Source organism: Natronomonas sp. EA1, assembly GCF_051195035.1.
In the GTDB taxonomy this organism is placed as follows: domain Archaea; phylum Halobacteriota; class Halobacteria; order Halobacteriales; family Haloarculaceae; genus JBNTJV01.
On sequence record NZ_JBNTJV010000001.1, the window covers coordinates 904029 to 921552 of the forward strand.

General features: G+C 68.1%; 20 protein-coding genes. 11 read left to right on the forward strand and 9 right to left on the reverse strand.

Annotation, left to right across the window (positions count from 1 at the left end):
• Positions 1-51: 51 nt before the first annotated feature.
• Together ACQUQR_RS04915 and ACQUQR_RS04920 are read left to right on the forward strand one after the other, a co-directional pair.
• The gene (locus tag ACQUQR_RS04915; RefSeq protein ID WP_435195219.1) at positions 52-1659 is read left to right on the forward strand and encodes a long-chain-fatty-acid--CoA ligase; all 1608 of its coding nucleotides are present in this window, start codon (positions 52-54) and stop codon (positions 1657-1659) included.
• Positions 1660-1693: 34 nt separating this feature from the next.
• Complete coding sequence (locus ACQUQR_RS04920; RefSeq protein ID WP_435195221.1) at positions 1694-1975, forward strand: hypothetical protein; 282 nt, start codon at positions 1694-1696, stop codon at positions 1973-1975.
• Between the two features lie 24 nt (positions 1976-1999).
• On the opposite strand, the gene ACQUQR_RS04925 is transcribed toward ACQUQR_RS04920, so the two are convergent.
• On the reverse strand, positions 2000-2587 hold the full coding sequence (locus ACQUQR_RS04925) for a protein sorting system archaetidylserine decarboxylase (protein WP_435195223.1): 588 nt from the start codon (positions 2585-2587) through the stop codon (positions 2000-2002).
• Positions 2588-2667: 80 nt separating this feature from the next.
• On the opposite strand from ACQUQR_RS04925, the gene ACQUQR_RS04930 reads away from it, so the two are divergent.
• From ACQUQR_RS04930 to queC, 3 genes are read left to right on the forward strand one after another with little or no spacing between them, the layout of a single operon-like run.
• Positions 2668-3117, forward strand: a complete 450-nt coding sequence (locus tag ACQUQR_RS04930; RefSeq protein WP_435195225.1) for a 6-pyruvoyl trahydropterin synthase family protein — start codon at positions 2668-2670, stop codon at positions 3115-3117.
• Positions 3117-3887: a 7-carboxy-7-deazaguanine synthase QueE gene (locus tag ACQUQR_RS04935; RefSeq protein ID WP_435195227.1), complete on the forward strand. Its 771-nt coding sequence runs from the start codon at positions 3117-3119 to the stop codon at positions 3885-3887. Before ACQUQR_RS04930 ends, ACQUQR_RS04935 begins: the two co-directional genes overlap by 1 nt.
• A complete protein-coding gene (queC, locus tag ACQUQR_RS04940; protein ID WP_435195228.1) occupies positions 3884-4576 on the forward strand; it encodes a 7-cyano-7-deazaguanine synthase QueC in 693 nt (230 codons plus the stop codon). Before ACQUQR_RS04935 ends, queC begins: the two co-directional genes overlap by 4 nt.
• A 15-nt stretch (positions 4577-4591) precedes the next feature.
• Here queC and ACQUQR_RS04945 read toward each other — a convergent pair whose 3' ends face one another.
• Positions 4592-5077, reverse strand: coding sequence for a hypothetical protein (locus tag ACQUQR_RS04945; protein ID WP_435195229.1), 486 nt, complete (start codon positions 5075-5077; stop codon positions 4592-4594).
• Between the two features lie 134 nt (positions 5078-5211).
• On the opposite strand from ACQUQR_RS04945, the gene ACQUQR_RS04950 reads away from it, so the two are divergent.
• The 3 genes from ACQUQR_RS04950 to ACQUQR_RS04960 all read left to right on the forward strand — a co-directional run bounded on the left by ACQUQR_RS04950 (position 5212) and on the right by ACQUQR_RS04960 (position 7202).
• The gene (locus ACQUQR_RS04950; protein ID WP_435195230.1) at positions 5212-6387 is read left to right on the forward strand and encodes an alpha-hydroxy-acid oxidizing protein; all 1176 of its coding nucleotides are present in this window, start codon (positions 5212-5214) and stop codon (positions 6385-6387) included.
• 342 nt (positions 6388-6729) lie between these two features.
• Positions 6730-7005 (forward strand): hypothetical protein, encoded by a 276-nt coding sequence (locus ACQUQR_RS04955; protein ID WP_435195232.1) that lies wholly within the window; start codon positions 6730-6732, stop codon positions 7003-7005.
• 23 nt (positions 7006-7028) lie between these two features.
• Positions 7029-7202, forward strand: a complete 174-nt coding sequence (locus ACQUQR_RS04960; protein ID WP_435195234.1) for a hypothetical protein — start codon at positions 7029-7031, stop codon at positions 7200-7202.
• Between the two features lie 57 nt (positions 7203-7259).
• Here the strand turns inward: ACQUQR_RS04960 and ACQUQR_RS04965 are convergent, their stop codons facing one another.
• Entirely contained in the window at positions 7260-8987 is a 1728-nt protein-coding gene (locus ACQUQR_RS04965; RefSeq protein ID WP_435195236.1) for a MutS-related protein, read from the reverse strand.
• A gap of 125 nt (positions 8988-9112) precedes the next feature.
• On the opposite strand from ACQUQR_RS04965, the gene ACQUQR_RS04970 reads away from it, so the two are divergent.
• Both ACQUQR_RS04970 and ACQUQR_RS04975 read left to right on the forward strand, forming a co-directional pair.
• On the forward strand, positions 9113-10060 hold the full coding sequence (locus ACQUQR_RS04970) for a transcription initiation factor IIB (RefSeq protein WP_435195238.1): 948 nt from the start codon (positions 9113-9115) through the stop codon (positions 10058-10060).
• Between the two features lie 66 nt (positions 10061-10126).
• The gene (locus ACQUQR_RS04975; RefSeq protein ID WP_435195240.1) at positions 10127-10534 is read left to right on the forward strand and encodes a GIY-YIG nuclease family protein; all 408 of its coding nucleotides are present in this window, start codon (positions 10127-10129) and stop codon (positions 10532-10534) included.
• Here the strand turns inward: ACQUQR_RS04975 and ACQUQR_RS04980 are convergent.
• Complete coding sequence (locus ACQUQR_RS04980) at positions 10526-11578, reverse strand: DUF4129 domain-containing protein (protein ID WP_435195242.1); 1053 nt, start codon at positions 11576-11578, stop codon at positions 10526-10528. The two genes, ACQUQR_RS04975 and ACQUQR_RS04980, sit on opposite strands and share 9 nt — an antisense overlap.
• 48 nt (positions 11579-11626) lie before the next feature.
• The gene (locus ACQUQR_RS04985; protein ID WP_435195504.1) at positions 11627-12478 is read right to left on the reverse strand and encodes a DMT family transporter; all 852 of its coding nucleotides are present in this window, start codon (positions 12476-12478) and stop codon (positions 11627-11629) included.
• Positions 12479-12602: 124 nt separating this feature from the next.
• On the opposite strand from ACQUQR_RS04985, the gene ACQUQR_RS04990 reads away from it, so the two are divergent.
• Entirely contained in the window at positions 12603-13466 is an 864-nt protein-coding gene (locus tag ACQUQR_RS04990) for a DMT family transporter (RefSeq protein WP_435195243.1), read from the forward strand.
• Here the strand turns inward: ACQUQR_RS04990 and ACQUQR_RS04995 are convergent.
• From ACQUQR_RS04995 to ACQUQR_RS05010, 4 genes are all read right to left on the reverse strand, one after another.
• Positions 13463-13939, reverse strand: a complete 477-nt coding sequence (locus ACQUQR_RS04995; protein WP_435195244.1) for an SRPBCC family protein — start codon at positions 13937-13939, stop codon at positions 13463-13465. The genes ACQUQR_RS04990 and ACQUQR_RS04995 overlap by 4 nt on opposite strands.
• A 52-nt stretch (positions 13940-13991) precedes the next feature.
• Positions 13992-14420 carry an HTH-type transcriptional regulator LrpA1 gene (gene lrpA1 / locus ACQUQR_RS05000; RefSeq protein WP_435195246.1) on the reverse strand — a complete coding sequence of 143 codons (429 nt, stop codon included), beginning with the start codon at positions 14418-14420 and terminating at the stop codon, positions 13992-13994.
• Between the two features lie 157 nt (positions 14421-14577).
• Positions 14578-15513, reverse strand: a complete 936-nt coding sequence (locus ACQUQR_RS05005; protein ID WP_435195248.1) for a thiamine pyrophosphate-dependent enzyme — start codon at positions 15511-15513, stop codon at positions 14578-14580.
• Positions 15514-15516: 3 nt separating this feature from the next.
• Positions 15517-17406 (reverse strand): 2-oxoacid:acceptor oxidoreductase subunit alpha, encoded by a 1890-nt coding sequence (locus ACQUQR_RS05010; RefSeq protein ID WP_435195249.1) that lies wholly within the window; start codon positions 17404-17406, stop codon positions 15517-15519.
• Positions 17407-17524 lie beyond the last annotated feature (118 nt).

Genomic DNA, 17524 nt, shown 5'->3' on the forward strand with positions numbered 1-17524 from the left:
GCCCCCACTGATGGACATAATTATTTAGTACCGTCTCTGGTAGGGCGGAGTATGCACAAGCCACTGCTTGTGACCGAGTTCCTCGACAGGGCTCGGCGACACTACGGCGACCAGGAGGGCATCGTCGCGACCACGGGCGAGCGGTACACCTACGAGGAGTTCGGGGACCGCGTCGACCGGTTCTCGACCGTGCTGCAGGCACGGGGCATCGAGAAGGGCGACCGCGTGGCCGTACTGGACCCGAACACGCACTACCATCTCGAAGCCGCCTACGGCTCGATGCAGATCGGGGCGGTCCACACCCCACTCAACTACCGGCTCACCCCCGACGACTTCGAGTACATCCTCTCGAACGCGCGGGTGAGCGCCATCTACGCCGACGCGGAGTACGCGGACCGCATCGAGACGGTGCGCGACGACGTGCCGACGGAGGTGTTCATCACGAACGACGCCGAGAACGTAGAGGGCGACTGGGAGGACTTCGACACGCTGCTCGACGAGACGGAGCCGGACGTGACGCGCCCGGAGATGAGTGAGGACGAGGTCATCACCATCAACTACACCTCGGGGACGACGGGTGACCCGAAGGGCGTGATGCGAACGCACAGAACGGAGACGCTCCACGCGTATCTCGTCGCCATCCACCAGGAGATCCAGGACGACGACGTGTATCTGTGGACGCTCCCGATGTTCCACGTCAACGGCTGGGGGCACATCTTCGCCGCGGTGGGGATGGGGACGACCCAGATCTGTACTCGTGGCGTGGACGCCGAGTGGATCTTCGATACCGTCATCGAGGAGGACGTCTCGTACATGTGCGCCGCGCCGACGGTGCTGAACATGCTCATCAACTACTACGACGGGGAGATGCCCACGAAGGGGGACAACGAGGTGCGCGCGGCGACGGCCGGCGCGGCCCCGCCGGAGGCGACCATCCGGGCGGTCGAGGAGGACTTCGGCTGGGACCTCATCCACGTCTACGGCGCGACGGAGACGGGCCCGCTCATCACCACCTCGAACACGCCGAAGCTCCTCGCCTCGACGGACGAGCCCTACGCGATGAAGAAGAAACAGGGGCTCGGCTACCTCGGGACGGAGGTCCGCGTCGTCGACGAGGACGGCAACGACGTGGCGCCCGACGGGAACACCATCGGCGAGATCGTCGTCCGCGGCAATCAGGTGATGGAGGGGTACTGGGAGAAGCCCGACGCCACCGAGGAGGCGTTCAACGACCGCATCGAGGGCTACTACCACATGGGCGATCTGGCCACCATCGACGAACACGGGATGATCTCCATCCAGGACCGGAAGAAGGACATCATCATCTCGGGCGGGGAGAACATCTCCAGCATCGAGCTGGAGGACACGCTGTTCGACCACCCCGAGGTCGCCGACGTGGCGGTCATCCCCTCCCCCTCCGAGGAGTGGGGTGAGACGCCGAAGGCGTTCGTCGTCCCCGAGTCCGGCGACCCCGACGACCCCGGCGTCACCAAAGAGGAGCTGACCGAGTTCACCCGTGAACGGCTCGCCTCCTACAAGACGGTCCGCCGGTTCGAGTTCGTCACGGACCTGCCGACGACGGCGACCGGGAAGATCCAGAAGTACGAACTCCGCGAGAAGGAGTGGGCGGACGAGGACTCGATGGTCGGCCAGGGGTAACAAGAGGGAAATCCCCCCATCCCCGAGAGGAGGTATGTACCTCTCGCCCACCGTTCGGACGATCCGCACCGACCCGACCCCCGACGAGTCCGTCTCGCTCATGCTGCGGGTGGCCGACGACGCCGACCCCGAGGAGGCAGTCGACCCCATCGCCGAGGCCGTCGAGGTCGGCGAGCCGACCCAGTTCGGTGACGTGCCGGTCGCGCTCCCCGAAAGCGAGGTCGACGCCCTCCTCGATGCCCTCCCCGACGTCGTGGAGGCCGTCGAGACCGCCGATGTCGTCGGGATGGGCGTCTCGCACGGCGAGGACATGTGAGCGGCGGGGTTCGTTTCGCGGCTTCTACGTGAGCGGCCCGGTGAGCGACTCACCCGCGCGGACGCGGGTTCCCACGTCGACGACGAGGTCCTCGCGCGTGACGCCCGGGGGCATGAGCACGTCCGCGCGCGAACCGAAGGAGATGTGGCCGATGCGCTGGCCCCGGTCGAGGTCGTCGCCGGCCTCGACGTACGGGTGGATGCGCCGGGCGAACCAGCCCGCGATGAGGACGGTCTCGTACTCCTCACAGACGACGCGGACCCGTTCGTTGCGATCGGAGTCCTTCGAGAACGCGGGTTTGTACGCGCCGGGGACGTGCTCCACCTCCCGAACGGTACCGGCGAGGGGCGCGCGGTTCACGTGCACGGAGAAGGGGCTCATGAACACGCCCACACGGAGGCGGCCGTCCTCCTCGCGGACGACGGAGACGGTCCCCTCCGCTGGTGCGACGATTCCATCCCCGACCGGCCGATGCGGGTCGCGGTGGAACCAGAGGACGAACGCGCCCAGGAGGACGAGAAGCGGGCCGAGCGGGGCGAACAGGAGGGTGGCGGGGACGGCGAGGAGGAAGACGGGGGTCGCCAGCCGCCACGCACCGGGAGCGAGGTCCATACCCCCACTCGAAACCCGACCCGTAGGAAGCTATCGGTACGGGGAGACAGCGTTAAGTATTACCCCAGTAATACCCGAATATGTCCCGAAGTGCCCTGCAAGAATCTACACTCGCCGAAGCGGGCGAGCGCGTCCTCCAGATCGGCCGCGACCGGCCCATCCGGATCAGCGCCGGTCACCGACTGCTGCACCACGACGGGAAGTGCTCGCGTCCCCACGGCCACAACTACGAGCTCACCGTCGAGATCCGCGGGACCCTCACGGACGAGGGGTGGGTCGTCGACAAGGGTGCGGTCACGTCCATCATCGACGAATGGGACCACCGCTTCCTCGTAGAGGAGGGAGACCCCCTCATCGAGGCGTTCGAGGCCGCGGGTGACGCCGACGGGCTGGTCATCCTCCCCCAGCCCCCGACGGCCGAGGTGATGGCCGTCGTCCTCGAACGGAAACTGCTCGACGCGCTCCCCGGCAACGTCACCGAGGTCTCCGTCTCCATCGCCGAGACGAGCGAGCTCTGTGCCGGCTACTGATGCCCGTCACGAGCCACGTCGAGGAGGGTGAACGCCCCGAGGGCCCCGCGCTCCCCGTGAACGAGCTGTTCTGCTCGCTGCAGGGTGAGGGTATCCTCAACGGCGTCCCCTCCGTCTTCATCCGGACCGCCGGCTGTAACCTGCGGTGCTGGTTCTGTGACTCCTATCACACCTCCTGGGAGCCGACGGGCGCGTGGGACGCCGTCGACGCCATCGTCGAGCGCGTGGCCGAGTACGACGCGGAGCACGTCGTCCTCACCGGCGGGGAGCCGCTCATCCACGAGTCGGCCGTGCACCTGCTGGACGAACTCGCCGCGCGGGGGTACCACACCACCGTGGAGACGAACGGCACCATCCACCGGGAGGCGAGCATCGACCTCGCGTCCGTGAGCCCGAAGCTCTCCTCGAGCACGCCCACCCCCGAGCGCCCGCCCGCGGGCGGTGACGAGCCCGTCGGCGACTGGCCGGAGCGCCACGAGCGCGACCGCATCGATATCGACGCGCTCCGGGCGCTCTGTCGCGACTACGACACCCAGCTGAAGTTCGTCGTCACTGGCCGCGAGGATATGGCGGAAATCGAATCGCTCCTCGCGCGGGTCCGCGAGGCAGTCGCCGTGCCGGACGACCGCGTCCTCCTGATGCCCGAGGGGACGACCCGCGAGCGGCTCGCGGAGACCCGCGGCGTCGTGGCCGAGTTGGCGCTCGAACACGGCTACCGCTACACACCGAGACTCCACGTCGACCTGTGGAACGACGCTCCAGAGACATGAGTTCTCACCAGACGCGACGAGCCGTCGTGCTCGTCTCCGGCGGGATGGACAGTGCAACGGCCGTCTACGAGGCGATGGAGCAGGGGTACGAGCCGCTGTTTCTCCACACCTCCTACGGCCAGCGAACCGAGACGACGGAGTTCGAGTGCGCGAAACGCCTCGCCGAGGAGGTGGACGCTCCGTTCCTCCACATCGAGACGGACCACCTCCAGCAGATCGGCGGGTCCTCACTCACGGATACGGAGATGGCCGTGGCCGACGCGGACGTAGAGAGCGACGAGGTGCCGGACACCTACGTCCCGTTCCGGAACGCGAACCTGCTCGCGATGGCGGTCTCCTACGCCGAGGCGAACGACGCCGAGGCCGTCTTCATCGGCGCCCACTCGGAGGATTTCTCCGGGTACCCGGACTGTCGGCCCGCATTCTTCGAGGCGTTCGAGCGGGTGGTGGAGGTAGGGACGAGACCCGAGACCGAGATCAGCATCGAGGCTCCCTTCGCCGAGTGGTCGAAGACGGACATCGCCGAGCGCGGCCTCGAACTCGGCGTCCCCTTCGAGCACACCTGGTCCTGCTATCGCGAGGGGACGCCCGCCTGCGGGACGTGCGACTCCTGTGCGTTCAGACTGCAGGCGTTCAGGAAGGCGGGGGCGCGCGACCCCATCGATTACAAGGAGCGGCCCGCGTTCTGACTGCGGGCGGGTGCTTCAGCCGAGGACGGGGGCCGCCGCGACGCGGTCACAACTCGGGCAGACGTACCGCGAGGGGAACTCGCTCTCGCGGGGCTCACGCGGGGTCCACGCCTCGGAGAGGGGTTCGACCCGCGTCTCCGACAGCGCGATGAGCGTCGCGACCGGCCCCGTCTCGCGGATGGCATCGCGCACGGGGTCGGCGAAGTTCGCGGAGAGACAGCCCACGTGCATCCGCTCGTCGCAGTCCGTGCAGACGAAAAGCGACTTCGGACGGGGGCGAACCGGGTCACAGACGAGCGCGTCGACGACCGCGTAGCGCTCGCCCGTCCGGAGCCACGGGTAGCTGTCGTCGCCGGCGAGCACCAGCGGGTGGGTGTCGCCGGCACAGCCCACCGTCAGCGTTCTGACCGGGCGGTCGCCGCCCCGCGACACGCGTCGCGAGAGGAACTCGACCTCGAGGTCGACGAATGCGCCATCGGAGAGTGTGGCTTCGGGGAGCATGATGGAAGTGGCCGGCGGCGATTAGACGCCACTGGCCGTCGTTACTCTAACGTCCGATTTCGAGTATAAATACTCGAGGCTTGACCACCCAAACTCGTGCCAAAGTATAACACGATTCGCGGTGGAGTCGGGCCATGGACGACAGCCGTGGCCGACAGCGCCTGCTGGAAGTGTACATGGAGGGGCTCGCGGACATCACGCCCTCGATACCCCCGCGGTTCGAGGAACTCGAACGCGCGGCCCTCGATGCGATGACCGAGGAGGCCCACGCCTACGTGGCAGGGAGCGCGGGCTCTGAGAACACCGCCCGCCGGAACACCACGGCGTTCGAGCGGTGGCATCTCGTCCCCCGGATGCTGCGGGACGTGGCCGAACGTGACCTCTCGACCGACCTCTTAGAGAGCGAACTCGACGCCCCCGCGCTGCTCGCCCCCATCGGCGTCCAGAGCATCATCCACGAGGAGGCCGAACTCGCGGTGGCCCGCGCCGCGAACGACGTGGGGATGCCGTTCGTCCTCTCGACCGTCTCCTCTTACACGATGGAGGAGGTCGCGGCGGAGGCCCCGGACGTCCCGAAGTGGTTCCAGCTCTACTGGAGCCCCGTCCGCGAGCTGGCACAGTCGTTCGTCTCCCGCGCGGAGGACGCGGGGTTCGAGGCGCTCGTCGTCACCGTCGACACCCCGCTCGTCGGCTGGCGGGAACGCGACATCGAACACGCCTACCTCCCCTTCTTGGATGGAGAGGGGATCGCGAACTACGTCTCCGACGACGTGTTCCTCGACCGGCTGGACGCGCCGCCCGAGGAGAACCAGCTCGCGACGGTGAAGGAGTTCCTCGACGTGTTCGGCGACGCCTCGCTCACCTGGGACGACCTGGAGTGGCTCACCGACCAGACGGAGCTCCCGGTGGTCGTGAAAGGGATCCTCCACCCCGACGACGCACGAGCCGCGTTCGAGCACGGCGCGGAGGCCGTCGTCGTCTCGAACCACGGAGGACGACAGGTGGACGGCTCCATCGCGGCCATCGACGCGCTCCCCCGCGTCCGGGACGCGGTGGGGGATGACGCCACCCTGCTGTTCGACTCGGGGATCAGGCGCGGGGCCCAGGCCATCAAGGCGCTCGCGCTCGGCGCGGATTCCGTGCTCCTGGGCCGACCGTACGCCTACGGTCTCGCGCTCGAAGGACAGGAAGGTGTCGCGGAGGTGTGTAAGAACTTCCTCGCCGATTTCGACATCACCCTCGGCCTGACCGGCCACAAGTCGCCCGACGAACTCTCCCGCGAGGCCCTCGTGGAGGACAGCGAGCTCTGAGATTCGACGCCACTCGCCCACCGTGTAACGGCCTGACAAACGTGCAAAATAATTAATACGAATCCGCTTACAGGGAGAGATACGAACTGAGTGATTCACGATGTACGACACCACTTCCCCCGAGACCGCCCGTCGCGAGACGGGGGTCTCTGCCGTCGGGAAGTGGGGCATCGTGAACGCCACGCTCCAGTTCCCGACTCACACCGCATAAGGCGGGGTCATCCCGTCGTGGCGACGGGTCGGGAACTCTTCTTCGGGCCGTCACCACGCCGGTAGCCCCCGCCCTGTGCCACCCCCGCCCGGTGGCAACGCGGCGCGTTCGACTCGCGCCGGGGGCCTGCAATGGCAATCCAGATGCAACACACCGAGGTCCGCGTGGCCTGTGAGCTGCGCGTCCCGCGCGGCCGCATGGGCGATCTCGGTGCCGGAGCCCGCACCGTCCTCGAGAAGGTCGACGGCGTCGACCGCGTCACGGTTCGCGAGATCGACGACGTCCGCCCGACGGCCGCCGACATCTACGTCGACGTCGTCGCGGAACTCGACCTCGCCGACACGGCCGCCCTCGACTCGCTGGAGGACGGCTTCGGCGTCATGCGCGCCGACCGACTCGACCGCTAGCCACCCATGACCGCACACAACCCATGTCACGCGACACCCACCGCACGCGCACCGCCTACGAACAGCACCGACCCGCCCCCGCAGTCCACCGCTCGCTGACGGCCACGCTGGTGGTCGTCAGCTGCGTGGTCCTGCTGACGAGTTCGACCCTCCAGTTCGCCGCTGCGGCGACGCTCGTCGCCGTCGCACGGCGATGACCACGCTGGCCTCGTGCCAGCGTGCGCCTGTCGCCGTGTAGCGGGGAGCTACCTCTCTTACTCCTGCCACCGCGCGTCCGCCAGCGTCCGCTGAACCGCCTCCTTCCCCACCGCCCGTGCGAGCACCTCGAACCCAGCGCGTTCCGCACGGTCGGTCGACTGCGCCACGAGCCTGGAGACGATGAACTCCGGGGTGGAGCGCCCGAGCGTGCCGAACCGGGGCTGGTAGTCGACTTCGAGTTCCAGGTCGGGGGTCAGCCCCTCCGCGAAGATGCCGTCCACGCGGGCCGTCTCGGGGAGCGGTTCGAGGTCCTCCGCGAGGTGGGTGACGAACACCCCGACGGCCTCCTGCTCGACGGTGAGCGTCACGAGCCCGTGCAGGAGGTCCGCCGCGCTCCCCGGCTCCGTGATGGCCTCGAACTCGTCGACGAGCATTAGCGTCCGGCCGCTCGCGGTGAGCGGCGGGACGACCGACCGGAGGGTGGACTCCAGCACGCCCGCGTTGAACGAGGCGTGCCGCCGGTGGAACACCACCGAATCGACGAGCCCCAGCTCGGCTTCCCCGGCGGGAACGGGGAGCCCCATCTGGCCGAGCAGCTGGACCTGACAGAGCGTTTCGAGCAGGGTGGTCTTCCCGCCGGAGTTCGCGCCGGTGAGGACGGAGACTCTCCCGGGGGGGACATCCAGCGAGTGGTCGCCCACCGCGTAGGTGATCGACTGCACGTCCTCCCCGCGGTCGAGCAGGTCGATGTTCCGGGCCGCACGCACGGCGAGGACGTCCTCCTCCGAAATCGTGGGGCGCGTGAGGTCGTACGCGTCGGCGAAGCGCGCGAGCGAGACGGCGAAGGCGAGCGATTCGACCGTGTCGACGGCCTCGTCGACGGCCTCGCGGGTCGCCTCGACGGTGGCCCGCAGGGACTCCGCGACCGCGGTTTCGCGCTCGTCCACGCGGGTCCGGAGCTCGCCCGCCAGCGCCCGCAGCGACTCGGTGATGAACCCCTCCGCGTCCACCGCGTCGCCGGCCATGGCCTCCCGCACGTCGCTTCGCGGGAGCCCCGTCTCGTCGACGACGTAGCGGAGGAAGGCGTCCCGGAACTCCGAGGCGTCCCTGGCTTCGTTCTTCACCGCTTCGAGCACCGCCCCCGAGGCGAGCAGGTCCTCCACGCGGCCGAGCCCCTGCCGGAGGGTGTCCAGTTCGTCGTCCGCCCCCTCCCCGAGCCGGTCACCCTCTAGCGCGCGCAGGGCGACGGCGGCCTCCGCGAGCTCGTCCGTGTCGAGCCCCGCGAGCGGGGCGAAGATGCCGTCGTCGATACCGAGGTCAGCGAGCGCGATGGCCGTCTCGACCGCGGCGCGCTCGCCCCCATCGAGGGAGTCGTGGTCCGCGAACGCCGCGAGCACGGCCGCACGTTTACCTTCGGTAAGGGCGCGCCAGCTGTCGGTGGCGTCGGCCACGCGGTCCAGCCGTTCCGTAATCTCCCCGCGCGTGCGCAGGGGCGTGAGCACCCGGATACGGTCGCCCGCGCGGGCCGTCACCGCGTACGTCTCCGCCTGCGAGAGCAGGTCACGGTACACCGACCGGGCGTCCCGGGTGGCGAGCGTGTCCAGCCCCTCGCCGCCGTTCGCCCGCCGGAGGATGCGCGTGGCTCGGCCGGCGGGAACCCCCGCGCTCACCAGCGCACGGGAGTCCGCGGACTCGATGGCCTCGATGGCGGCGGGGACGCCCAGTTCGCGTTCGAGCAGCTCGGCCGTCTTCGGGCCGACGCCCCAGAACTCCGCGAGTTGCATACCTGAGAGGCCCGCACGCGGAGGGTATCAACCCCACGACACTCCCCGGGGAGTGCTATCGATTGGCCTAGTTGGTTCCGGTAGCAAAGGATTTATATCCTGATTATCTCCACTATAAAAGTATAATGCCAGGCCCGACCCGTGAGCGAGAGCGCGCAGTGGAGAGCGAAGAGGAGAAAGAGGAGCATGGCTGTCCCGAGTGTGAGAGCGACACACTGGTGAAGACGGGCGACGGGGAACTGATGTGTGACGACTGCGGACTCATTTTGGAGGAGGAGAACATCGACCGCGGGCCGGAGTGGCGGGCGTTCAACCACTCCGAGCGGCAGTCGAAATCGCGGGTGGGCGCCCCCACCACGCAGACGATGCACGACAAGGGCCTGACCACCCAGATCGACTGGAAGGACAAGGACGCCTACGGGCGCTCCATCTCCTCGGAGAAGCGCTCCCAGATGCACCGCCTCCGCAAGTGGCAGGAGCGCATCCGCACGAAGGATGCCGGTGAGCGCAATCTCCAGTTCGCCCTCTCGGAGATCGACCGCATGAGTTCGGCACTGGGTGTCCCGCGCTCCGTGCGCGAGGTCGCCTCCGTCATCTATCGCCGCGCGCTGAAGGAAGACCTGATTCGCGGGCGCTCCATCGAGGGCGTCGCGACGAGCGCACTGTACGCCGCCTGCCGGCAGGAAGGCATCCCCCGCTCGCTCGACGAGGTCGCCGAGGTGGCCCGCGTCGAGCAGAAGGAGATCGGCCGCACCTACCGCTACATCGCCCAGGAGCTCTCGCTGGGGCTCGAACCCGTGGACCCCGTCCAGTACGTCCCGCGGTTCTGCTCCGAACTCGGGCTCTCGGAGGAGGTCGAACAGAAGACCCGCGAGATCATCGAGGTCACCGCGGAGAAGGGGATGCTCTCTGGCAAGTCGCCGACGGGCTACGCCGCTGCCGCCATCTACGCCGCCTCCCTGCTCTGTAACGAGAAGAAGACCCAGCGCGAGGTCGCCGACGTGGCGCAGGTCACGGAAGTCACCATCCGCAACCGGTACCAGGAGCAGATCGAAGCGCTCGACATCCACTAGTCGCGGTCGAGTCTTTCACGTTTCGCGAGTCGCGTGGCTTTAGGCCTCTCCTGAGGAGCTACAGCCATGCCCAGCGGCACCTACACCCTCCTCCTCGAACTCCCTGTAGAGACGAGTATCGCGGTCGGCGCGCTCGGGGACCACGATCTCTCGGCCGGCTACTACGCCTACACCGGAAGCGCGTTCGGAGCGGGCGGCTTCTCGCGCGTGGACAGACACTACGAACTCGCGGCGGGCGAGCGCGACACCCGCCACTGGCACGTCGACTACTTGGTCGGGCATCCCGAGGCACGGCTGGTCGGTGACGTGCGTACCATCGATGCGGACATCGAGTGCGCGGTGGCGCGGGCGCTCCCCGACGGCCCAGTCGCGGGCTTCGGCGCGTCCGACTGCGACTGCGAGAGTCACCTCGCGTACGCGCCCGAGCGGGCGACGCTGGAGCGCGCCGCGCGCGAGGCGCACGACTCAGCGTAGGGCATCGGAGAGGGCATCCGACGCGCGGGATTCACGCTCCGGCGTCACCTCGACATCGCCGTACCGCACGCGGACGAAGAGCGCCGTGAGCCGGTCGACCGGGGACTCGGGATAGCCCTCGGCGACGATGTCGGCCGCGATCTCCGTCGGCGTCCGGCTGTTCCCGGTCGCGTTCGCCGCGAGACAGAGCGTCTCCCAGGCGTCGTAGACACCGTTGTCGCCGGCATCGACCGGGATGTGGGGACCCCTCGGGTCGGCGTTCGAGTGGCCCCCTTCCGCTGGGTTCGCCTCGACCGGTCGTAGGAACTGAGGACGACGCAGTACCCCTGCACGGTGGAGTCCAGTGAGAAGTGCGCCCAGCGCGATCACCGCTGCACCGACGAGGAGCGCGACGAGGAGGGAATCGGGGACGTCCAGTTTCTCGATAAGTTCGTCGACCGGGTTCTCCGCGCCGCTGCTCGGTTCACCCGAGCCGCTGTCCGCCCCGGTCCCGCCGCCGGAGCCGGAACCGGAGCCACCACCACTACCGGGACCGCTGCCTGCCGCCGCGGCCTGTCCGCCACCGCCGTTCTGACCGCGGTCCCCCGGCTCACCGCCGTCACCTCCGGCCGGGGGGCCACCCGAGGAGTCGCTCACCTCGCTCGTGCCTCCAGCAGGCCCACCACTCACCGCTGACTGCTGGTTCGGCTCCCGTTGTTGCGGCGAGCCGGGACGGCCCGACACGGATTTCGATGGGCTCGAATCGGAACCCTCGCCGCCGAGAACCGGGACCCCATCGAACGAACCCCCGAAGACCTGTCGATCAGTGGCCAGGGTCGGTGAGTCCCCCTCACCCCCACCTGGGAAGAGACCCGACTGGGCTTCGGCGACCAGCCCGCTGGCCGGCGCTGTCCGATCACCGCCGCCGCCACCGGGCCGAGCCGCGTCACCGACGGGGGAGTGGGCTTTCACGTCGGTCGTCGGGACGCTGTCCAGCACGGCCGCCGCTCCCCCAATCGCGGCCACCCCGAGGAGTGCGATGACGACGAACCGAGCGCGCAACATAGGATTTTTGCACACGCCTTCGAACAAAAACCTTCGGCTGTGAATGGCTCAGGAACGACCCGTCGTCGTGACGTAGATCCCGGTGAGGACGACGGCCCCGCCGGCGAGGGTGATGGCGTCCGGCACCTCCGAGAGCAACAGCAGCGCGAGGATCGTCGAACCGACCGGCTCGCCCACCAGCGAGACGCTCACCACCGAGGACTCGACGTGCGCCAGCGCCCAGTTGATGACGGTGTGTCCGAAGACACCCGGGCCGATGGCCATCCCCAGAAAGAGGAGCCACTCGCGGGGCGGGTAGTCGACCAGCGGGTCGCCGATGGCGAGCGTGTACCCGAGGAGGACGACCGTGCAGACGGCGTAGACGACGGTGACGTACGGAAGCAGGTCGACGCGCTGGCGCACCGACCGCCCCGCGAGCACGTAGATGCCGGCGAGGATCGCCCCCGCCAGCGCCAGCGCGTTCCCGAGCAGGGGTTCCGGCGCGGACGACCCGCCGAGCAGTCCCGAGAGGGACATCACCACCGACCCGAGCAGGGCGACGGCGATTCCGAGGCCGATGCGGCGGTTGAGTCGCTCGTCGAGCAGGAGCCAGCCCCCGACCGCGACGAAGGCTGGCTGGGTCGTCACGAGCGTGACGCTCGCCGCGACGGTGGTTCGGTCCACCGACTCGAACCACGTGACGAAGTGCGCGGCGAGCGCGACCCCCGCGAGCATCGCCGAGAGCAAGTCGCGTTTCGAGAGGCTCTCGAGGTTCGTGCCGCCCCGGAGTGCAAGGGGGGTGAGCAACAGGCAGGTGAACAGCACGCGGTAGAACGCCATCGGCCCCTTCGGCGCGTCGGAAAAGCGGATGAGGATGGCGCTCGTGGAGACGGCGACCACCGCGACGGCCAGCGCGACCATCGGCGGCGTGCGGGCTTCGAGTCGGGCGAGGACGCTCACGGCTCCCCATTTTCGCCGTCCGGCTTACCGATTGCGGTGCGGGCGAATCCGAACCGGTTTTCCCCTCTCATCGTGGCTCCCGAGTATGGACGAGGACACGGTCGGCGCGCTGTTCGTCTTCTGCTCCGCGGCGGGGTTCGCCACCCTCGGTATCTTCGGCAAACTCGCCGCCGCGGCCGGCCTCTCGATTCCGACCGTCCTCTTCTTCCGCTTTCTCCTCGCTTCGCTCCTCTTCTGGGGCGTCCTCGCCGCCCGCGGCGAGGCGACCATCCTGCGGGGGCGGGCGCTGGCCGTGGGGGTGCTCCTCGGCGGCGGTGGCTACGCGGCCATGTCGTCGCTCTACTTTCTCGGGCTCGAGTACATGACCGCGGGGCTCGTCGGTATCTTGTTATACACCTATCCGGCGTTCGTCATCCTCATCGCCGTACTCGCGCTCGACGAACCCGTCACGGGCCGGACGGTCGCGGCACTCGCCCTCTCGCTCGCGGGCGTGGCGCTCATCACCGGCGCGGACCCCGCCGCCGCGTCCGGGGTCGGCGTCGCCATCATGCTCGCCGCGGCGCTCGTCTACGCCGGCTACATCACCGCCTCGCGGCAGGTCCTCGGCAGCGTCGACGCCCCGACGCTCACCGCGCACGTCCTCCCCGCGGCGGCGGTGACGTTCCTCCTCATCGGGACGGGGACGGGGAGCCTTCAGGTGCCGGTCGGAGTCGAGTCGTGGAGCAGCATCGCCGGCATCGCCGTCGTCGCCACCGCAGTCCCCATCTTCACCTTCTTCGCCGGCATCGCCCGCGTCGGCGCGAGCCGCGCGAGCATCCTTTCGACCGTGGAGCCCGCGATCACCGTCGCGCTCGGAGCGCTCGTCCTGCAGGAGCAGGTCACCGTCTGGACCGTCGTCGGCGGGGCGCTCGTGCTCGGCGGCGTCCTGCTCGTCCAGCAGCGCCGCTAATCCTCGAGGAGCTTCTTCGTCGTCCGGTGGCGGTGGACGAACATCGGTTCGAAGCCGAGTTTCGAGAAGGGGCCGGTGCGGTTCAACGGTGGGGGGAGCTCGTACTCCACGGTGTCGGAGACCACCGTCGCGTCCCCCTCGCGGTAGAAGGCGTGGGTGTGGACCCACTTCGGGAACGGCCCGCCCTCCATCGTATCGCGGAAGTAGGGGGCGTCGGCGTCCTCGACGCGCTCGTCGATGACGGAGGTCCAGCGCTGGGTGGGACCGACCCCGAAGGGGCGCATCGCCATCTCGATGCGCGCACCGGTTTCGAGCACCTCGGGGTTCTCCTCGCCGTCGGGCCCGACCACGCGCTCGACGGAGAGGTTCATGAAGCCGGGCGTCAGCGCTTCGAGCCCCGAGACGTGCGAGTGGAACGCCCAGACGTCTTCGAGCGGGGCCTCGACGCGCGTCTCGCGGTGGTACGTGGGCATACCCCCACTACGGGGAGAACGGGAAAAACGTCGGGGGAAGCGGGTATCTGTGCTATTTCAGCCGCTCGTTCAGGAACGAGGGGTGCGCGGCCTCAACGCCCTCGATGGTGAGGATGTCGTCGGCGATGACCTCGCCCACGGCGTCACCATCGGGAGCGCGGACCTCCGCCATCAGCATGTGGTCGCCGGAGGAGGAGTAGAGGGCTTCCACGGCGTCGAGATGCTTCAGCTCCCGCGTGGCCTCGACGTACCGCTCGCTCGCCACGTCGATACCCACGAGGGCGATGGTGCGGCCCGAGAGCTTCTTCGGGTCCACGTCGGCCGAGTAGCCCACGATGACCCCGTCCGATTCGAGCTTGGAGATGTACTTGCGGACGGTGGGCTTCGACACCCCGGCCCGCTCCGCGATCTCCGCGTAGGAGGCCTGTGCGTCCTCCTCGAGGACGGAGAGAATGCGATCTTCCGTCGATTCGGCGCTCATACCCCCTAATTTTCCGTCGGCGAAAAAATATCTTCCGCATCGGAAAACCGCGTGTGGGTGTAGAGCCGACCAGTCGTGTGAACGCACCGACACGACCGCGCGGTGACGCTGGTGCTCGTCTGGGAGGGAGTCTCGAAAGAACGCCCGGTGTAGGGCGTTAGCGGTGGGCGTCGAGGAAGTCGTACGAGCGGGCCCACTCCGTGGAGTCGTCGAAGTAGCTCTCGGCGACCGGCTGTTCCGGCATGGAGCCACGCTCGATCTTCTCACGGTGGTAGGACTTGCGGTTCTCCTCGACGTAGTAGCGGCCCGTGAGGACCTTCCCGTCGTGGAGCGCGTTCTCCGTCTCGTACATCGCCTCGGAGGCCTCACGCCGGTCGTGGATGTCGAAGTCGTAGTCCTCCGACTGCTGGATGTCCACGTAGGGGACGTACTGCTTTGCGTCCTTGTTCCACGTCGGACACTGGGTGAGGAAGTCCACGTGCGAGAACCCCTCGTGCTGGATGGCCTCGACGATGATCTCCTTCGCCTGGTTCGGGTTCACGGCCGCGGTGCGGGCGACGTAACTCGCACCGGCGTTGAGCGACAGCGAGAGCGGCCGGAGGGGGTCCTTCGCGGAGCCCTCGGGCTGGGTCTTCGACTTGTGACCCTTCGGGCTGGTGGGCGAGGTCTGCCCCTTCGTCAGCCCGAAGATCTCGTTGTTGAACACGATGTAGGTCATGTCGTGGTTCTCCCGGGCGGTGTGCATGAAGTGGTTGCCACCGATGCCGTAGCCGTCACCGTCACCGCCGGCGGCGATGACGGTCAACTCGGGGTTAGCGAGCTTCGCGGCGCGGGCGACCGGGAGCGACCGGCCGTGGATGGAGTGGTAGCCGTACGACTCGAAGTACGAGGAGAGCTTGCCCGAGCAGCCGATGCCCGTGACGAGCATGATCTCCTCGGGGTCCTTGCCGAGTTCGGCCATCGCGCCCTTCAGCGCCTTCAGGACGCCGAAGTCACCACAGCCGGGACACCACGTCGCCTGGGGCTCGATGCCCGGCGTGTACTCGTTCTGGTCGACCTCCCGTTCCTGTCCGATTGCTGAGAATGCACTCATGATTTAGTCACCTGCGGCGGGCTGGAAGCGAGCGGTCGGGCGCTCGTACTCCGCCCCGTTGTTCGTTGCCTCGACGGCCTCTACGATCTCGGCGGGCTCGAAGGGGTTGCCGTTGTACTTCAACAGCGAACCCATCTTCGGGCCGAACCGGCCGAGCTCCTTCTGGATGAGGCCGCGGAACTGTGCCGACGCGGTCATCTCGACGACGATGGCGTTGTCCACGCTCTCGAGGAACTCGGTGAGCTCCGCCTCCGGGAACGGCATCATGTCGGAGACGCCGACGGCCTTCACGCTGTGGCCGGCGTCGTTGAGCCGCCCGGTGGCCTCCTCGACGGCCCCCTGCGAGGAGCCGAACGTGATGAGCCCGAAGTCGGCGTCGTCGTCGCCGAAGTAGGTCTGGTGGGACTCGTCGGCCTCGTCGAGCTCCGCGCGGATGTTCGTGAGCTTCGACATCCGACGCTCCATCTGGGCGACGCGGTTCTCGGGGTCCTCCGAGATGTGGCCCTCCGGGGTGTGCTCGTTCCCGGACGCCAGGAAGCGCCCCCCCTTCTGTCCGGGGATGGAGCGCGGCGAGGCGCCCTTCTCGGTGTCGTGCTGGTAGCGCTTGAACTTGCCCGAAGAGTGGTGGGCGGCCTCCGCGATCTCCTCCTCCGTGAGCGTCGTCCCCAGATCCGGGTTCGGCTCGCGGTCGAAGAAGCTCGCGGGAACGTTCGTGAGCTCGCCCGAGAGCTTCTGGTCGTAGAGGACGATGGCCGGCAGCTGGTACTCGTAGGCGATCTTGAACGCCTGCCGGGTCTGCTCGTACGCCTCCATCGGCGTGCCGGGCGCGAAGACGACGCGGCAGGAGTCACCCTGCGAGGTGTACAGAACGTGTTCGAGGTCCCCCTGCTCCGGCTTCGTCGGCATCCCCGTGGAGGGACCGGCGCGCATCGCCTCGACGAGGACGATGGGCGTCTCGTTGATCTCGGCGAGCCCGAGCGGCTCGGACATCAGCGCGAAGCCACCACCGGACGACCCGGACATGGCCTTGACCCCCGCGTGCGACGCGCCCATCGCGAGCGCGGCCGCGGCGATCTCGTCTTCCACCTGTTCCGCGATACCGCCCACCTGCGGGAGGTACTGCGTCATGAGCGTGAACACTTCCGTCCACGGCGTCATGGGGTACCCCGAGATGAACCGGCAGCCCTCGTCGAGCGCGCCGAACGCGATGCCGTTCGACCCGGAGATGAGCACCTGCTCCTCGTCGTGGCTTCCCTCCGGAATCCGGAGGTCGTGGGTCTGGTCGAGCTCCTTCGCCAGCTCCGCGGCCTCCTCCATGATGGAGAGGTTCGCCTCCAGCACGTCGCCGGACATCCGCTCTTCCATCAGGTTCTCGATGTGGGTCGTGTCGATGTCGAGCAGTTCGGCCGTGACGCCGACACCGGCGGTGTTCCGCATGACCTCACGCCCGTGCTCGCGGGCGAGCGAGCGCAGGTCGATGGGGTAGACGTGCCAGTCGTTCTCCTCGGCCATCTCCTCGAAGCCGTCGATCTCGGCGGCGTCGATGAGCCCGGAGTCGTAGACGATGATCCCGCCCTCCCGGAGGTCGTCGAGGTTCTCCGAGAGCGGCTTGATCTCCTCGTTGCCGTAGACGGCTTCCTCCTGCGGGTTCCGGGCGAACGAGTCACCCAGCGCGAGCAGGAAGTTGTAGCCGTCGCCGCGCGATTCGACGGGTTCGTTGTCGGCGCGTACCTCGACGTACGTGTGTCCACCGCGGATCCGCGACGGATAGTGGCGGTGCGTGAAAACGTGGAGGCCCGCGCGCATCAGTGCCTTCGTGAAGTTCTGGCTCGTCGAGTCGATTCCGTCCCCGGAACCGCCTGCGATTCGCCAGACGAGTTCTCCCTGAGTCATATGAACCAGCGTCTGGGCGACGCTTACGTGAACCTCAGCCCGGACCGACTAAAGCGTTTGTGAGACAATAACATGGATTAATCATGTAGGTACAGCATATATAATTTAGAATCCGGGC

Excerpts from the sequence above, each read along its gene's own strand:
- ACQUQR_RS04915 (WP_435195219.1), top strand. The coding sequence starts at position 52 with ATGCACAAGCCACTGCTTGTGACCGAGTTCCTCGACAGGGCTCGGCGA.
- ACQUQR_RS04920 (WP_435195221.1), top strand. The coding sequence starts at position 1,694 with ATGTACCTCTCGCCCACCGTTCGGACGATCCGCACCGACCCGACCCCC.
- ACQUQR_RS04925 (WP_435195223.1), bottom strand. The coding sequence starts at position 2,587 with ATGGACCTCGCTCCCGGTGCGTGGCGGCTGGCGACCCCCGTCTTCCTC.
- ACQUQR_RS04930 (WP_435195225.1), top strand. The coding sequence starts at position 2,668 with ATGTCCCGAAGTGCCCTGCAAGAATCTACACTCGCCGAAGCGGGCGAG.
- ACQUQR_RS04935 (WP_435195227.1), top strand. The coding sequence starts at position 3,117 with ATGCCCGTCACGAGCCACGTCGAGGAGGGTGAACGCCCCGAGGGCCCC.
- queC (WP_435195228.1), top strand. The coding sequence starts at position 3,884 with ATGAGTTCTCACCAGACGCGACGAGCCGTCGTGCTCGTCTCCGGCGGG.
- ACQUQR_RS04945 (WP_435195229.1), bottom strand. The coding sequence starts at position 5,077 with ATGCTCCCCGAAGCCACACTCTCCGATGGCGCATTCGTCGACCTCGAG.
- ACQUQR_RS04950 (WP_435195230.1), top strand. The coding sequence starts at position 5,212 with ATGGACGACAGCCGTGGCCGACAGCGCCTGCTGGAAGTGTACATGGAG.
- ACQUQR_RS04955 (WP_435195232.1), top strand. The coding sequence starts at position 6,730 with ATGGCAATCCAGATGCAACACACCGAGGTCCGCGTGGCCTGTGAGCTG.
- ACQUQR_RS04960 (WP_435195234.1), top strand. The coding sequence starts at position 7,029 with ATGTCACGCGACACCCACCGCACGCGCACCGCCTACGAACAGCACCGA.
- ACQUQR_RS04965 (WP_435195236.1), bottom strand. The coding sequence starts at position 8,987 with ATGCAACTCGCGGAGTTCTGGGGCGTCGGCCCGAAGACGGCCGAGCTG.
- ACQUQR_RS04970 (WP_435195238.1), top strand. The coding sequence starts at position 9,113 with ATGCCAGGCCCGACCCGTGAGCGAGAGCGCGCAGTGGAGAGCGAAGAG.
- ACQUQR_RS04975 (WP_435195240.1), top strand. The coding sequence starts at position 10,127 with ATGCCCAGCGGCACCTACACCCTCCTCCTCGAACTCCCTGTAGAGACG.
- ACQUQR_RS04980 (WP_435195242.1), bottom strand. The coding sequence starts at position 11,578 with ATGTTGCGCGCTCGGTTCGTCGTCATCGCACTCCTCGGGGTGGCCGCG.
- ACQUQR_RS04985 (WP_435195504.1), bottom strand. The coding sequence starts at position 12,478 with ATGGTCGCGCTGGCCGTCGCGGTGGTCGCCGTCTCCACGAGCGCCATC.
- ACQUQR_RS04990 (WP_435195243.1), top strand. The coding sequence starts at position 12,603 with ATGGACGAGGACACGGTCGGCGCGCTGTTCGTCTTCTGCTCCGCGGCG.
- ACQUQR_RS04995 (WP_435195244.1), bottom strand. The coding sequence starts at position 13,939 with ATGCCCACGTACCACCGCGAGACGCGCGTCGAGGCCCCGCTCGAAGAC.
- lrpA1 (WP_435195246.1), bottom strand. The coding sequence starts at position 14,420 with ATGAGCGCCGAATCGACGGAAGATCGCATTCTCTCCGTCCTCGAGGAG.
- ACQUQR_RS05005 (WP_435195248.1), bottom strand. The coding sequence starts at position 15,513 with ATGAGTGCATTCTCAGCAATCGGACAGGAACGGGAGGTCGACCAGAAC.
- ACQUQR_RS05010 (WP_435195249.1), bottom strand. The coding sequence starts at position 17,406 with ATGACTCAGGGAGAACTCGTCTGGCGAATCGCAGGCGGTTCCGGGGAC.